The following is a 14,942-nucleotide window of genomic DNA, read 5'->3' on the forward strand; positions in this document are numbered from 1 at the left end:
GGCGATGACTCTCCCCTACACGGCCGTCCTCTACGACCTCGACGGCACCATCGCCGACTCGGCGCCGGCGATCACCGCCAGCCTCGCGCACACCATCGGCCGGCTCGGCCTCCCGGTCCCCTCACCCGACGAGCTCATGGCCTGGGTCGGCCCGCCCCTGCCCCAGAGCTTCGAGGTGCGGCTCGGGCTCGACGGCGACCGCCTGGTCGAGGCGATGCGCCTCTACCGCTCGCACTACCTGGCCAACGGCGCCCTCGAGGGCGAGGTCTTCCCGGGGGTCCCCGACCTCATGGCGGCCGTCCACGCGGCCGGCCTCCCGACCTCGACCGCGACCTCGAAGCCCGAGACGCCGGCGACGGCGATCCTCCGGGCCCACGGCCTCGACCGCTACCTCGACGTCATCACCGGCGCCTCCGACGACGAGGTGCGCAACACCAAGGCGGACGTCGTCGCCGAGGCCCTGACGAGACTGCGAGCGCGAGGCGCCGACGTCTCGCGGCCCGTGCTCATCGGCGACCGCCACCACGACGTCGAGGGCGCCGCGGTCCACGGCGTGCCCACGATCATCGTCGGCTGGGGTTACGGCGAGCCCGACGAGCACGTCGGGGCGATCGCGGTCGCGACCGACGTCGACCACCTGGCCGAGCTGCTCGGCGTCACGCTGCTGCGCGGCGCCGCGTGACCCGCGCCGCGGCCGTCGTCCGGTCGCCGGCCGCCTGGCTGCTCACCCTCTCGATCGTCCTCATCGCCCTCAACATGCGCGGGCCCATCGTGGCCCCGGCCCCCGTGCTCGACCAGATGAGCGCCGACCTCGGGCTCACCGCCGTCGTGGCCGGGCTGCTCACGAGCATCCCGGTCCTCTGCTTCGCCGTGGCGAGCCCCTTCGCCTCGGCCCTGATCGGCCGCATCGGCGCCGAGCGGGCCGTCACCCTGGGCCTCGCCGGCGTGCTGCTCGGCACCCTGCTGCGGACGGCCGGCGGCACGGTCTGGCTCTACGTCGGCACGGTCGTGATCGGCGTCGCCATCACGATCGGCAACGTGGTGCTGCCCGTCGTCATCCGTCGCGACTTCAGCCCCGAGCGCGCCGGCTTCGTCACCGGCATCTACACCTCGGCCCTCAACGTCGGGTCGATGATCACCTCGCTCGCCACGGCACCGATCGCCTCGGTCGTGGGCTGGCCGCTCGCGCTCGTCACCTGGGGGCTCCTGGCCGTCCTCGCCGCCGTGGTCTGGTCCGTCGCGGTCGGGCCCCGCGTCGCGGTGCTCGGCGGCAGCGTGGCCGTGGTGCCGGGGTCGCAGGCCGACGTCGACGACCGGCACCGCGCCTCCTCGGCGACCGACGTCTTCACCGGCGGCATCGACGTCGTCGAGCCCGACGAGGCCGCAGCCGACGCCCGCGCACGCCGTCGCACGGCCACCCCGCTGCTGCGCCGCGCGACGACGTGGGGCCTGACGCTCGCGTTCGCCGGTCAGGCCTTCGGCTACTACGGGCTGACGGCATGGATGCCCACGCTGCTGCGCGACGAGGTCGGGCTGACCCGCGAGGCCGCGGGTGCGAGCTCGTCGGTCTTCCAGATCCTGGCGGTCGTCGGCGCGCTCGGCGTGCCGTTCCTGGCGCTGCGCGTGCGGCCGGCCGTGGTCATCGGGCTGATCGCCGTGTTCTGGTCCGCGATGCCGCTGGGCCTGCTCTTCGCCCCCGAGCACTGGCTGCTGTGGTCGGTCTTCGGCGGGGCGGCCCAGGGCGGCGGCATCACGATCATCTTCATCGTCATCGTGCGCATGGCGTCCACCGACGTCGAGGCACGACGCCTGTCGGCCCTGGTGCAGGGCGGCGGGTACGCGATCGCGGCCCTCGGCCCGCTCGCGATCGGCGGGCTGCACGACGCCAGCGGCAACTGGCAGATCCCGATGATCGGCGTGGCCGCGGCCGTCGTCGTGCTCGGGGTCAGCGGCGTCCTGTCGTCGCGGCGCGTGCCCTGACCCCTGAGCGACGGGCCACGCGACGGGCCGCGCGACGGCCCGGCCGGCGGGCGGGGCCGTCCCGGCCGGTGCGCACCGGCCGCCCCGGCCGTGCGGGCACCCTCAGGCCTGCACTCCCCCGGCGAACAGCACCTCGAGCGTCAGCGGGTCGCGGCCGGTGAGGTCGCGCACGGCGCTCGTCACCGTCGCGACCTCGCCCGAGGCCATCGACGTGTAGGTGCTGACCCAGGCTTCGGCCTGGAACGGCTCGGGATCGTGGACGCGGCGCGACTCGTAGGCCTCGTCGACGGTCTCGTCGACGAAGGTGAACGAGCGTCCGCCGAGCGCCGTCAGCCGGGCCGCGGCCTCGGTCAGCGTGAACGCCTCGGACCCCGTCAGGTCGTAGGTCGCGCCCGCGTGCGACTCGTGGTCGAGCAGCACCACCGCCGCGACGGCCGCGACGTCGGCCCGGGCCACGGCCGCGACCCGTCCGTCCCCGGCCGGGCCACGGATGACGCCCTGCTCGTCGGCGAACAGCGGGACGAAGTCGAGGTAGAAGTTGTCGCGCAGGAAGGTGAAGCCGAGGCCCGAGGCGCGGATGTGCTGCTCGGTCGCGAAGTGGTCGCGCCCCAGCGTGAACACCGAGTCGGCCGACGCCCCGGCGAACGACGTGTAGACCACGTGCCGCACGCCCGCCTCGACGGCGGCGTCGACGAACGCACGGTGCTGGTCGACCCGGTCGGGCGCCTCGGCGGCCGACACCATGAAGAGCGTCTCGACGCCGCGCAGGGCCTCGACCGACGCCGCCCGGTCGCCGTAGGTCGCGACGGCGACCTCGGCCTCGGCCCCGTCGAGACGCGGTGCCCGCGAGGCGTCGCGCACGACGAGTCGCAGCGGCACGCCCCGCTCGGACAGGTGCGCGGCCACGATCCCGCCGACGGCACCCGTCGCGCCGGTCACGGCGACGAGCGACGAGGAGGCGCGGACGGGGTCCTCCACGCGGGCGGACGAGGTCTCGGTCGAGTCGGTCATGCCTCACTGAACCATGCAGGGGGCGCGGGCTCCCAGGCGGGGTCGACCCGCGCCTCCTCGTCCGGGAGCCGGGGCGGCCGAGTGCGGTGCGGACGCGCCGGATCGGTGCCGTCGCAGGGATCGAGACTCGTTATCGACTGGCCGGATCGACGGCGGAGGTCGGTGGACGACGGTAGATTCGACGCCGGCCCGGCACCCCGACGGGCCGAGCCCCGACCTCGGACGACACCCCGGCCGTCGTCCGGCCGACCCCCGACCGACCACCGATCCGTCACCGACGAGAGGCGCCCATGGGACACGACCACGGTCACGGACACGTCGCCGCCGACGGGCGACGCCTGCGCCTCGCGATCGCGATCGTCGCCCTCGGCCTCGTCGCCCAGCTGGTCGGGGCCTGGCTCTCGGGCTCGCTCGCGCTGCTGGCCGACTCGGGGCACATGCTGTCCGACCTCGCCGGGCTGGTCATCGCCCTGGTGGCGACCATCGTCGCGGCCCGGCCGGCGAGCGGTCGCCAGACCTACGGTTACCGGCGCGCCGAGGTGTTCGCCGCCTTCGTCAACGGGCTCGTGCTGCTCGCCGTCTCGCTGTCGGTCGCCGTCGCGGCGGTGTCCCGCCTGGTCGCGGTCGGCGGGCACGAGGTGCTCGGCCTGCCCATGCTGGTCGTGGGCCTGGTCGGCGGCGCGACCAACGTCGCCGCGCTGCTCGTGCTGCGCGGCGGGGCGACGCACTCGATCAACATGCGCGGCGCGTACCTCGAGGTGCTCGGCGACCTCCTCGGCTCGGCGGCCGTCGTGGTCGCGGCCGTCGTCGTGCTGACCACGGGCTTCACCCAGGCCGACTCGGTCGGCTCGCTGATCATCGCCGCGATGATCGTGCCGCGCGCGTGGTCGCTGCTGCGCGAGGCGATCCGCGTGCTGTTCGGCTCGGCGCCCGGCGACATCGACCTCGAGTCCGTCCGCACGCACATCGGCGACACCCCGGGGGTCGTCTCGGCGCACGACGTGCACGCCTGGCAGATCACCAGCGGGGCGACCGTGTTCTCGGCGCACGTCGTCGTCGAACGCGAGGTGTTCTGCGACATGAAGGTCGACGAGACGCTCGACGCCCTCGACCGCTGCCTCGCCGCCCACTTCTCGGTCGAGCACGCGACGTTCCAGCTCGAGCCGGCCGACCACGCCGGGCACGAACGCGAGACGCACGCCTGACGCCCGCCCTCCCCCGGGGAGGCGCGGGTCGAGTGGGCAGACATCGTCCTTCCCCCGTCGCGGAAGGACGAGTTCGGCCCCCTCGATGCGGTGGAAGCCAGGGCGGGGGCACGGGGCGGGTCCGGTCGGGGGCCGCTCAGGCTCGCGAGCCCAGCCAGAGGCCGAGGGAGGCGACCGCGACGCAGACGACGAGCATGCCCAGGCCGTTCGCGACCGCGGCCCCGCGGCGCCCCGCGGCCAGCAGCCGCACGGTCTCGACGCTGGCGGTGCTGAACGTCGTGTACCCGCCGAGCAGCCCCGTGCCGAGGACGGCCTTCCACTCGGGTCCGACCACCCCCTGCAGGGCGAGCCCCGTCAGCAGCCCCAACGCGAACGAGCCCGAGACGTTGACGACCGTCGTCCCCAAGGGGTGGGACGAGCCGAGACGGTCCTTGACGAGACCGTCGACGACGAACCGCAGGGCGGCACCGACCCCGCCGGCCGCCGCGACCGCGACGACGAGCAGCGGGCTCACGAGGCGCGTCCGGCGAGGCGGGCGCCGACGCGGATGCCGAGGGCGGCGGCGAGCACCCCGACCACGAGGCTGAGCAGCCCGTAGAGGACGGCGACCGCGAGGTCGCCCCCGCCGGCCCCGGCCAACGAGGCGGTCTCGGTGGCGAGCGAGCTGTACGTGGTGAACCCGCCGAGCACCCCCGTGCCGACGAACAGCCGGGCCCGCCGGCGAGCGCCCTCGTCGGGACCGGCGCGCAGCAGGCGCTCGAGCAGCAGGCCGAGCACGAAGGCACCGACGACGTTGATCGCGAAGATCGCGGTGTCGAAGGCCCCCCACGACGGCACGACGAGCGTGACGCCCACGCGGGCGGCCGTGCCCAGCGCACCGCCCAGCGCGACGAGGGCGATCAGGGACGGACGGAGGTGCGGGGCACGCGGGCGCGCAGCCCCCGTCACCGTCTCGCTCGCGTCACAGTTCGTCCTCCCACGGCAGCGTCTGGCTGCGCGGCACGGGGGCGAGCGGCACGACGACGACGGGACGCCGCTGACGGTGGCTGAGGTGCAGGGCGACGGACCCGGCGAAGAACTCGCGGACGCTGCCCCGCAGGCCGGCCTCCCGGCTGCCCACGACGATCAGGGGGGCGTCGACCTGCTCGGCGAGCTGCGACAGGCACCGGGCCGGCTCGCCCGCGACGACCGCGGTGCGCAGCTCGACGCCGCGAGCCGAGGCGGTCGACCGCAGCCGCGCCTCCAGGTCGGGGTCGAAGGCGAGGGTCTCGTCGTAGTCGTCGGGATCGAGGGGGTACGACAGGACGGTGCCGTCGATGCCCTCGGCGAAGGCGAGCCGGTCGGGCTCGACCGTCACGCAGAGCAGACCGGTGCCGAAGCGGGCGGCGAGGTCGGCGGCCGTCGCCCCGACGGCCTCGCCCGAGTTCGGCACGACACCCGCGACGACGAAGCCGTGGCTCGCGCTGTGTTCGTCGGACATGGTCACCACCCTCTCACCGCGCCGCCACCACGCGCGGCGACACGGCCACAGTGAACCACCGCCGCACCCCCGCGCGGAAGAGCAGACTGTCGGCATGTGCGGTCGCTACGTCGTTGCCCGGGCCACGTCCGATCTGCTGCCGAGCCTGCTCGACGGCCTCGGGCCGCTGCCCGACGACTTCAACGTCGCCCCGACGACGGTCGTGCCGGTCGTCCGCGAGCGCCACGGCGAACGCCGGCTGCCCGGCGCGCGCTGGGGCTTCGTGCCGTCGTGGTACCCCGACCTGAAGAAGCGGCCGCAACCGATCAACGCCCGCATCGAGACCGTCGCGACGAACGGCATGTTCCGCCGGGCCTTCGCGACCAGCCGCTGCATCGTGCCCGCCCAGGGCTACTACGAGTGGGTCGTCACCGAGACCGGCAAGCAGCCGCACTACGTGCACCGACCCGGCGCCGGCCTCGCCATGGCCGGCCTCGTGGGCGCCTGGCCCGACCCGACGAAGGCCGAGGACGACCCCGAGCGCTGGGTGCTGTCGACCACGATCATCACGCGCGACGCCCACGTGGCGCCGGGCGAGGTGCACGACCGCATGCCGGCCTGCCTGACCCCCGACTCGTACGACGACTGGCTCGGTGACGGCCTCGACGCCGACGAGCTGCTGGCGCTGCTCGACCGGGACTCGTTCGAGGTCGCGCACGACCTCGTGCAACACCAGGTGAGCCGCGACGCGAACAGCGTCCGCAACAACGGCCCGCACCTGATCGAGCCCCTGGGCTGACGCCCGCCGGACGGGGAGGCGCGGGTCGCGTCCCCGACGCGAGCGCGGCCCGGCACGCCCGCCGCGTCAGCGTGCGTCGCGGTGGCTCGCCAGGCGTTCGCGGAGGTACGACGCGAGTTCGGTCTGGGCCCGTCGGGACTCGCGGGTCAGCCGGTTGAGGGGGACGCGGCCGCCGGCCGCCAGTGCGGGGTCGCGCGGCACCACGACGAGCGACCGACGGCCGAACTCGTTCTGCAGCGCCTCGCTCGCCCGCGCCGTGCGGTGTTCGCCGAAGACGCCGACGACCACGAGCATCACCCGGCGCAGGCCGCCGACCCCGTGTCGCCCTCGGATGCGGGCGAGCACCTGCTGCGCGTCGGCGAAGCCGACCGGGGTCGTGGGCGCCACGACGACCCCGAACACGCTCGGGTCGTCGAGCAGGTCGAGCAGGGCTCCGTCGGCGTGCGCCCCGAGGTCGTGCAGGGTGAGGTCGCGGTCGACGCTCGACGCGTCGTCGCCCCCGGTCAGCCGCGACCCGAGGTCGCCGCCGGAGTGGTCGACGAGCCGCGGCACGGACGCGCCGGAGAGCTGGGTGAAGAGCAACGCCGTGACCGTGGTCGTCCCGACGCCGCCGGCGACGCCCGCCACGACGACGGTCCGGCCCGTCACGGGCGTCCCCCGTCGGCACCGGCTCGCGGGTCGGCCTCGAACCGGGCGACCTGGACGATGCGGGGCGCCTGGCCCCGTCGGACGAGGCGGCCCCGACCGGCCGTCATCTGCTCGGCGTAGACCTGCGGCACGATCGGTCCTTCGCTGCGCTCGCCCGACATCACGAACGACGACCCGCCCGTGTCGCGGAGCGTCTGCAACGCGGGGTCGTAGAGGGCCCGGGCGGAGCCGGCGACCGGCCGGCTGACGAGAACGTGCAGCCGGAGGTCGCGGGCCGAGGGCAGGAAGGGCAGCAGCGGCTTGAGCGGTTCCGTGCCTCCCGAGGCGACGATGTCGTAGTCGTCGACGACCACCACGATGCGGGGGCCCGCGTCGCGATCGCCGGCCTGGCGCTTCGCGAGCTCGTCCGCGACGGCCACGGCGAGGGCGCGGGCGTCCGTGCTGGTCGAGGCGTGACCGCCGAGGTAGTCGTCCGGCACCTCGGCGACGAGGTCGCCCCGGAGGTCCATGAGGGCCACGACGAGCTCGTCCGGGGTCGCCCGGTCGACGAAGCCGCGGACCAGCCCCCGCAGCAGGGTCGACTTGCCGGCCTTCGAGTCGCCGAAGACGAGCAGGTGCTGGTCGGTCCCCGGGTCGAGGGCGACCGGCTGCATCGTGTCCTGGCGCAGGCCGAACGGGATCGCCTCGGGCTCGTCCAGGGCGTCGGGCAGCTCGTCCGGCGAGAGCTCGGTGGGCAGCAGCCTGATCGGCGCGGCCGCCGGGCCGTTCCAGCTCGCCGCCGACCGTCGGGCGAGTGCCTCGAGGGCGTCGCCGACCTCGTCGTCGTCCGTGTCGTCGAGCACCGGCAACGCCACCTGGGCGAACAGGTCCTCGTCGGTCAGCGCCCGGCCGGGCTGGTCGGCCCGGATGGTCTGGGCGAGCTTCCGACCGATGACCGAGTCCGCCGGGTCGTTCAGGTGCAGCTCGACGCGGGTGCCGACGAGCGGCTGCTGCGCCATCCGCAGCTCGTTCCAGCGCGTCATGCCGAGCACGACGTGCAGCCCGTAGCTGCCGCCCCGCTGCAGCAGGTCGCCGAAGGCCGTCTCGAGCTCGGTGAAGTCCCCGCGCAGCTGACCCGTGCCGTCGACGACCAGAACGACGTCGGCCGAGATCAGCTCGGGCACCTCCCCCGCCTCGTGCAGCCGACGCAGCATGGCGAGCGAGTCGATGCCGTGGTCGCGGAACACCCGCTCGCGGGTCGTCAGCATGGCGGCGAGCTCCTCGAGCAACCGGAGGAGGCGGTCCTTGCTCGCCCGCGTCGCGACGCCACCGACGTGCGGGAACCCCTCGATGCGACCGAGTCCGCCGCCCGTGAGGTCCATGCCGTAGATGCTCACCTGGCGGGGCGTGTGCGTCAGGGCGAGGGACGCGACGAGCGTGCGCAAGAACGTGCTGCGCCCGGTCTGCGGCGCCCCGATGACGGCGACGTGGCCGCCGGCCCGGCCCAGGTCGAGCGACCAGGGGGCCTGTCGCTGGCGCGCCGGGTCGTCGAGCAGCCCCATCGGCACGCGCAGCCCGCCCGCCCGGTCCGCGCCGACGACCCGCGAGAGCGCCAGCCGGTCGGGCAGGGGCGGCAGCCAGACGGGGTCGACGTCGCCGCCGCCGCCCATGAGCCGGTCGACGGCCTCGTCGATCACGGCGCGACCGACGTCGGGACGCGAGAGCTCTTCCTCGCCGGCCTCGTCGTCGCCCCCGGCGATGCCGTTGTAGGTCGGCAGCAGAAGGGCGGTCGGGCGGGCGTCGTCGCCGGCGAGCGCGCGGGCCGCCTCGGTCGGCAGCGGGCCCGAGACGTAGCCCGCGCGGAACCGCCGGTACACCGAGGTGTCGACCTTCAAGAAGCCGAAGCCGGGCACGGCCGGCAGGTGGAACGCGTCCGGCCGGTCGAGCACGATCGAGCTCTCGGCCTCCGAGAAGGTGCGCAGGCCGATCCGGTACGAGAGGTAGGTGTCGAGGCCGCGCAGCTTGCCCGCCTCGATGCGCTGGCTCGACAGCAGCAGGTGCACGCCGATCGACCGCCCGATGCGTCCGATGGTGAGCAGCAGGTCGACGAACTCGGGTTCGGCCGTGAGCAGTTCGCCGAACTCGTCGATGACGACGAAGAGGTGCGGCATCGGCGGCAGCTCGGGGCGGCCGACGCGCATCTCGCGGTAGTGGCTGATCGACGAGGCCCCGCCCGCGTCGCGCAGCTGCTCCTGTCGCCGCACGACCTCGCCCTGGATGCTGACGCGCGCGCGCTCGGTGAGCTGCGCGTCGTCGGCCAGGTTGTCGATCAGCCCGGCGACGTGGGGCAGCCCCGCGAACGGGGCGAACGCCGCGCCTCCTTTGTAGTCGACCAGGACCATGCTGAGGTCGTCGGGCGAATGCGACAGGGCGAGGCCGAGCACGAGCGTGCGCAGCAGCTCGCTCTTGCCGGAACCGGTCGCGCCGATGCAGATGCCGTGCGGGCCCATGCCGAGCTGGGCGGACTCCTTGAGGTCGAGCAGCACCGGCGCGCCGAAGTCGTCGAGGCCGATCGGCACGCGCAGGAAGTCCCGCGGCGAGCGCGGCGTCCACGCCGTCGCGGGCGTCAGCGTCGTCACGTCGTCGATGCCGAGCAGGTCGGTGATCTCGACGGCCTGGGCCGAGTCGACCTCGTCCTGGCGGCTGAGGCTGAGGCGCAGCGGGGTGAGGGTGCGGGCGACGGCCTCGAACAGCTGCGGGGTCGTGGCGTCGACGGTCGCCGTCTGCACGCGGACCTGCCCGTCGTCCTCGACCCGGGCGTCGGTCACGACCGCCTGGTCGCCCTCGACGGTGATGCGCAGGGTGACGTCCGACGGCTCGTGCAGCCGGTCGCTCAGCAGGTGGACGGTCGTCACGCCCAGGTCGGTCGGCGAGAGGTCGGCGTCGGGCACGGGGATGCTCGAGGCGACGTGCCCCCAGTCGTCGACGAAGACGACGAGCCGTGAGCCCGCGGTCCGCGCGGTGGTGCCGATCGAGCGTTTCGTGGTGGCCGCCTCCTGGGCGCGGTCGCCCAGCTCGCCGCCGATCACCGAGAGCAACGAGGAGGCGCTGGTCGCGACCCGACGTGCCGGCACCGGTCCGTCGTACAACGAGTCGTCGACCGCGTGCGGCACGAGGTCGAAGCCGCGCCAGTCGGCGGCGGCCGCCTCGGGGAACGCCGCGGCCAGGTGCACGTCGTCGGGCGAGTGCAGGGCGGCGAGCTGCAGGATCATCGAGCGCGCGACCCGCAGGGCGCCCTCGCGGTCGCCGAGCACGGCGACCGACCCGGCCCGGTCGAGGTCGACCGTGATGGGCATGCCGCGCACGGTCGAGAGGTGCTCGACGACGGATCGGGCCTCGCTGGCCATGATCGGGTCGAACGGCTGCACGGGGTTCGGGTCGTCGGGCACCGACATCGGGAACCAGGTCAGGTCGCCCTCGCCGATCCGCACCGAGAGGAAGTCGTCGTGGTGTCGCCGGCGCTCCCAGAGGCGGGCGGGGTCGCGCACGAGTTCGAGCAGGGCCGCCGGCTCGGGGTCGAGCACGGCCGCCGTCGCCCGGACCGACCGGGCCCTGGTGCGCATGCGCGACCGCAGCCGCTCGAGGAAGTCGAGGTAGCGTTCGCGCTGCAACCGACGCTGGCGGGCCGCGTTGCCCCGTTGGCTCAGGGTGACGGCGAGGCCGCCGACGAGGGCGACGATCAGGAGCACGGCGCCGACCAGCAGGAACAGCGGGTTCGAGCTGCCGCGGTAGACGACGATCATCACGACGCTCGAGAGGGCGCCCACGACGGGCAGCAGGGCCTGCACGGGCACGCCGCCCACCTTGCTGTCGGCCAGCTGCGGCGGGGGCGTGACGTCCTCGTGCTCGGCGGGCTGCACCGGTCGCGTGATCCGGGTCGGGCGGTGGACGAGCTTGACGGTCATCGGCCGGCCTCCTGGTCGTCGACGACGCCCGGCCGGGCGTCACGATCACGTGCCCGTCGGCGTTCCGACGGCCGGTCGTCCGCCGGTGGGCGGGTCGGCCCCGGGTCGTCCGCGGGCCGGGTCGTCCCTCGCGCCTGCGGGGCCTGCGGGCCGTCGAGGGGCAGCAGGGCCGCCGCGAGTCGGCCGTAGGCGATGCGGGTGCGCGTGCCCAGGGCGGCGCTCGACACCGGTCGTCCGCCCGAGCGGGCCGCGTCGTAGGGCACGCGCACGACGGGCACCGTGGGGTCGTCGCCGACCGTGACGGGCGCCGCCCGACCGGCGTCGCCGACGTCGACGAGGGCGATGACCACGTCGGGTCGGTCGGGGTGGTCCTTGACGGCCGGCACGAGGGCGGCGGCTTCCTCCGCCGCGTGGCGGTCGGCGCGCGCCACGATGCACACCGTCCGGCTGGCCGAGACCACGTCGGTGAGGTCGGCGCGCCAGTCGCGGACCCCCCAGTCCGTGACGACGAGGTCGAAGAACCGGCTGATCGGGGTCACCTCGTCGAACCACCCGGCCGCGGCGGCCACCGCCCGCGACTCGCCCCGGGGGTCGAGCGACAGCGCGTACAGGCCGGAGGGCGTCCGCGGCAGGCCGTCGACCGCGTCGACCGACCGGCGGGCCGTGCGACGCCGCGAGCTCGGAGCGGCAGCCGACCCCACCGGGGCGCCGGCCTGCCACAACATGCCCCGGGGGCCGCGCGACGCGTCCACGCCGAGGACCAGCCCCGGACGGCGACGGGCGAGCAGGGCGGCGACGTAGCCCGCGGTCGAGCTGGCCCCGGCGCCGCCCCGCGCCTGCACGAACCCGATGCGGCGCGACACCGGCAACGGACGACGGACGATCTCGTCGACCGCCGTCACCTCGTGGACGCGGGCGCTGACGCTGCCGAGCAGGGCGAGCGGTGCCGACCGGACGAAGGCCTCGAAGGCGCTCACGAGAACGCCCCCAGCAGGTCGGCGTAGACCCCGAACACCCCGAGCAGGACGGGCAGCAGGGCGACGACGCCCAGCGCCTCGACCAGGTTGCCGACGCGACGCAGCGAGGCGCGCTGGTGTGCCACCGGGTCGACGCCGCCGGCCACGACGGCGACGACGACCCCGGCCGCGAGCACGACGACCACGAGCCACGAGGGGGCGAGCGGCTGGACGAGCAGACCGCCGAGCAGGCCGACCAGGGCGGCGGCCCAGAGCCCCCAGCCCTGCGCGGCGATCGGCAGCGCCCGGGTGCGGGCGGCGACGACGAGCACCGCGGCGACGCCGAGGCCGACCTGCCACGGGTCGGCCGACCCGACCGACGACACGGCCGTGACGGCGACCGGGCCCGCGACGGCGTAGGTCGCCCAGGTCAGGGTGCGGTAGGCGTCGCCGACCGTGACCAGCACGTCGTCGCGGCGGCCGCGGCGACCGTCCACCACCTGGTCGTCGAGACCGGTCAACCCGGAGGCGCTCATCGCGTACCAGGGCAGCAGACCGCAGACGACGACGGCCAGCACCGCGCCCACGCCGACCGCGCCCGCGTCCGGGACGCCGAGCGTTCGCAGGACGATCGGCACCGCGGAGAGGACGACGCCGAGGACGCCTCCCCACCAGGCCGACCGCGACCCGAGGCCGGCGCCGGCACCCAGTGCCAGGGCGACCCAGGCGAGCACGAGCACCCCGAGGGCGACGTCGACCGGGGGGAGGGCGGGTGCCGTCGCCGCCCCGAGCACGACCGCGAGGGGTGCGGCGCACCCGAGCGCGACCGCGGTGGCGGCGACCGCGAGCCATCGACCGCCGAAGCGACCCGACACGAGGGCCACCACGACCGCGAGCGCGTAGCCGACCGCGATGGTGCTCGCAGGGTCGACGTCGGGCGTCCGGGTCAGCACCACCGAGAGCACCAGCGAGAGCAGCCCGACGGCGACGGCCGCCGTCGCGGTGCGCGAGCGGCGCGTCCAGAGTCCCGGCCGGCCGGCCAACGACTCGGCCAGCACGTCCGTGACGTCCGCGACCTCGGGCGGCGGGGGTGCCGCGTCCTCGCGGAGCAGGCGCAGCAGCTCGCCGTCGACGACGCGCTGCTCGGCGACGGACAGCGAGGTGTCGAGCTGCTCCCCGGTCGAGCGGACGAGCGTCAGGGGCCGCGAGACGGCGCCGGGGCGCTCGTCGAGCAGCTCCATGAGGCGAGGGATCAGTCCACCGATCGGCTCGTCGGCGGGCACGACCAGCTCGGCCTTGCGTGCCGTGCCGACGATGGTCAGCCGGGTGTAGTCGGTCATCGGGGCTCCCTGGTGGGGGTGGGGTCGGGGACGTCGGTCGACGCGGGGGACGGTGAGGGCGAGACGGTGACCGGCACCGCGCCTCCCGACCCTCCGGTCGTCTGCGACTGGTTCGTCCGTTGGTCGGCGAGCACCGAGAGCACGAACGACGTGCCGGCGCAGCCCGCGCAGGCGACCGCCGCGATGACCAGGCCCACGACCAGGCGGCGGACGTTGTCGTCGACCAGACGGCGTTCGTCGAGCTCGCCGAAGAGCAGCGCCGAGACCAGTCGCGACCGGTGCGTCTTGACGGTCTCGAGCAGGACGACGTCGCGATCGCCGCTCACGAGTCCACCACCCCCGACGGCTGCACGGTGAGCCGGCGTTCGCCGAGCTCGACCACGTAGCCCGGGGCCGCCGGGCCGCGCAGGCCCGCGACGAGCGGCTGACGGGTGCCGTCCGGCGCGACGAGCGACGACCCGTTGGTCGAGCCGAGGTCGGTGACCCAGAGCACGGCGCCCTCCCACGCGAACAGGGCGTGGGTCTTCGTCAGGCTGCGCGCGAGGTCGGCCCAGGCGAAGACGGGGTGCTCCTCGCCCTCGCGGTTGACCGGCGCGCGACCGATCAGCAGCGTCGTCTCGAGGTCGAGGCGTTCGCCGCTGTCGAGCTCGAGGACGATCGACGGGGCGGCGGCCGACGGGCGGCCCTGGCCCGTGCGTCCGAAGGTGTTCTCGTCGGGCCGCCCGCGACCCTCGAGCGGGTCGGCCGGGTGGGGCGGCAGCGGAGCCGAGGCCGCGGCGGGCAGGGCCGGCCGCTGCACGAGCGGGGGCGACGACGTCATGGGGTCCCGGCCACGCCGCAGGTCGACCGTCACGGCCTGCCGGCGCACGCTGAAGCGCCCACGCCGGTCGACCCTCAGCACGGCCGGCGGGCGCCCGGTCAGGTCGTCCACGGTGCGCAACGAGAGCAGCAACCGGCCGATCGAGCGACCGCCGCGCACGTAGAGCACGACGTCGGACACCACGAAGGCCAGGGCGACGACCACGACCGCGACCTCGACGGCGACGGGGACGACGACGTCGCCGGGCGTCACGGCGGAGGACCCCGTGGCCACCCCGACGACGAGGACACCGAACAGCACGAGGGGCACGCCCCAGTCGATCACGGCCGCACCGCGCCGCCTCGACGGTGTGGCCGTCTGCACGCCCGCGAGCAGCCCCGAGTAGGTGCCGATGGCGCTGCCGGCGGCCGCCGAGACGATCCGGACGCCGCACCAGAAGCACCAGGTCGCACCCGCGCCGAGAGGCTGGCCGCAGCGCCCGCAGCTTCGCGCGCCCACCAGTGCGCCCACGGTTCCGCCTCTCGCCTGCGGGGTGCCGGACCAGGTCGTCGAGACCGACGGGGAGCGATCGCCCGCGTCCCCGGAGCGCACGATCGGCCCCAGGCTAGCCGACCCCGCGTCCCCCGGTGGGACACCCGTTCCGGGGCCCACGACCACCCGTCCCCCGCCCCGGTCCCCCGATGTGTACCCCTCCCGCGGGTGGCGATCGAGACGAAATCGTGATTTCCTCATGAGTCGACCCGTGACGGGTCGCCATCAGTTCGAAGCAAGGGGAGAACG

14 protein-coding genes are annotated in these 14,942 nt (G+C 75.1%); 4 read left to right on the forward strand and 10 right to left on the reverse strand.

Annotated features, from left to right (window positions below; genetic code table 11):
- Window positions 1–4 precede the first annotated feature (4 nt).
- The gene (locus AC3CCI_RS06820) at window positions 5–682 is read left to right on the forward strand and encodes an HAD hydrolase-like protein (RefSeq protein WP_354594020.1); all 678 of its coding nucleotides are present in this window, start codon (window positions 5–7) and stop codon (window positions 680–682) included.
- Entirely contained in the window at window positions 679–1,980 is a 1,302-nt protein-coding gene (locus AC3CCI_RS06825) for an MFS transporter (protein WP_354594019.1), read from the forward strand. Before AC3CCI_RS06820 ends, AC3CCI_RS06825 begins: the two co-directional genes overlap by 4 nt.
- A 102-nt stretch (window positions 1,981–2,082) precedes the next feature.
- Here the strand turns inward: AC3CCI_RS06825 and AC3CCI_RS06830 are convergent, their stop codons facing one another.
- Window positions 2,083–2,991: an SDR family oxidoreductase gene (locus AC3CCI_RS06830; RefSeq protein WP_488628509.1), complete on the reverse strand. Its 909-nt coding sequence runs from the start codon at window positions 2,989–2,991 to the stop codon at window positions 2,083–2,085.
- A 290-nt stretch (window positions 2,992–3,281) separates the two neighbouring features.
- Here AC3CCI_RS06830 and AC3CCI_RS06835 point away from each other — a divergent pair, with 290 nt between their 5' ends.
- The gene (locus tag AC3CCI_RS06835) at window positions 3,282–4,196 is read left to right on the forward strand and encodes a cation diffusion facilitator family transporter (protein WP_488628510.1); all 915 of its coding nucleotides are present in this window, start codon (window positions 3,282–3,284) and stop codon (window positions 4,194–4,196) included.
- 136 nt (window positions 4,197–4,332) lie between these two features.
- Here AC3CCI_RS06835 and crcB read toward each other — a convergent pair whose 3' ends face one another.
- The 3 genes from crcB to AC3CCI_RS06850 are packed head-to-tail and all read right to left on the reverse strand — an operon-like array spanning window position 4,333 to window position 5,676.
- Window positions 4,333–4,710 (reverse strand): fluoride efflux transporter CrcB, encoded by a 378-nt coding sequence (gene crcB / locus AC3CCI_RS06840; protein WP_488628511.1) that lies wholly within the window; start codon window positions 4,708–4,710, stop codon window positions 4,333–4,335.
- Window positions 4,707–5,144, reverse strand: a complete 438-nt coding sequence (locus tag AC3CCI_RS06845) for a fluoride efflux transporter FluC (protein WP_354594015.1) — start codon at window positions 5,142–5,144, stop codon at window positions 4,707–4,709. Before AC3CCI_RS06845 ends, crcB begins: the two co-directional genes overlap by 4 nt.
- A gap of 13 nt (window positions 5,145–5,157) precedes the next feature.
- Entirely contained in the window at window positions 5,158–5,676 is a 519-nt protein-coding gene (locus AC3CCI_RS06850; RefSeq protein WP_354594014.1) for a universal stress protein, read from the reverse strand.
- Window positions 5,677–5,770: 94 nt separating this feature from the next.
- Between AC3CCI_RS06850 and AC3CCI_RS06855 the strand changes: the two genes are divergently transcribed.
- A complete protein-coding gene (locus AC3CCI_RS06855) occupies window positions 5,771–6,454 on the forward strand; it encodes an SOS response-associated peptidase (protein WP_488628512.1) in 684 nt (227 codons plus the stop codon).
- 66 nt (window positions 6,455–6,520) lie between these two features.
- Here the strand turns inward: AC3CCI_RS06855 and AC3CCI_RS06860 are convergent, their stop codons facing one another.
- From AC3CCI_RS06860 to AC3CCI_RS06885, 6 genes are read right to left on the reverse strand one after another with little or no spacing between them, the layout of a single operon-like run.
- Window positions 6,521–7,102, reverse strand: a complete 582-nt coding sequence (locus tag AC3CCI_RS06860; RefSeq protein WP_488628513.1) for a hypothetical protein — start codon at window positions 7,100–7,102, stop codon at window positions 6,521–6,523.
- Window positions 7,099–11,046 (reverse strand): type VII secretion protein EccCa, encoded by a 3,948-nt coding sequence (eccCa, locus tag AC3CCI_RS06865; RefSeq protein WP_488628514.1) that lies wholly within the window; start codon window positions 11,044–11,046, stop codon window positions 7,099–7,101. The genes AC3CCI_RS06860 and eccCa overlap by 4 nt, the downstream gene beginning before the upstream one ends.
- A complete protein-coding gene (locus AC3CCI_RS06870) occupies window positions 11,043–12,023 on the reverse strand; it encodes a P-loop NTPase family protein (protein WP_354594010.1) in 981 nt (326 codons plus the stop codon). Before AC3CCI_RS06870 ends, eccCa begins: the two co-directional genes overlap by 4 nt.
- Window positions 12,020–13,342, reverse strand: a complete 1,323-nt coding sequence (locus tag AC3CCI_RS06875) for an EsaB/YukD family protein (protein WP_488628515.1) — start codon at window positions 13,340–13,342, stop codon at window positions 12,020–12,022. Before AC3CCI_RS06875 ends, AC3CCI_RS06870 begins: the two co-directional genes overlap by 4 nt.
- Window positions 13,339–13,668 carry a hypothetical protein gene (locus AC3CCI_RS06880; protein ID WP_354594008.1) on the reverse strand — a complete coding sequence of 110 codons (330 nt, stop codon included), beginning with the start codon at window positions 13,666–13,668 and terminating at the stop codon, window positions 13,339–13,341. The genes AC3CCI_RS06875 and AC3CCI_RS06880 overlap by 4 nt, the downstream gene beginning before the upstream one ends.
- Entirely contained in the window at window positions 13,665–14,672 is a 1,008-nt protein-coding gene (locus AC3CCI_RS06885) for an RDD family protein (RefSeq protein ID WP_488628516.1), read from the reverse strand. The genes AC3CCI_RS06880 and AC3CCI_RS06885 overlap by 4 nt, the downstream gene beginning before the upstream one ends.
- Between the last annotated feature and the right edge of the window lie 270 nt (window positions 14,673–14,942).

Source organism: Frigoribacterium sp. CF331 (assembly GCF_057787905.1).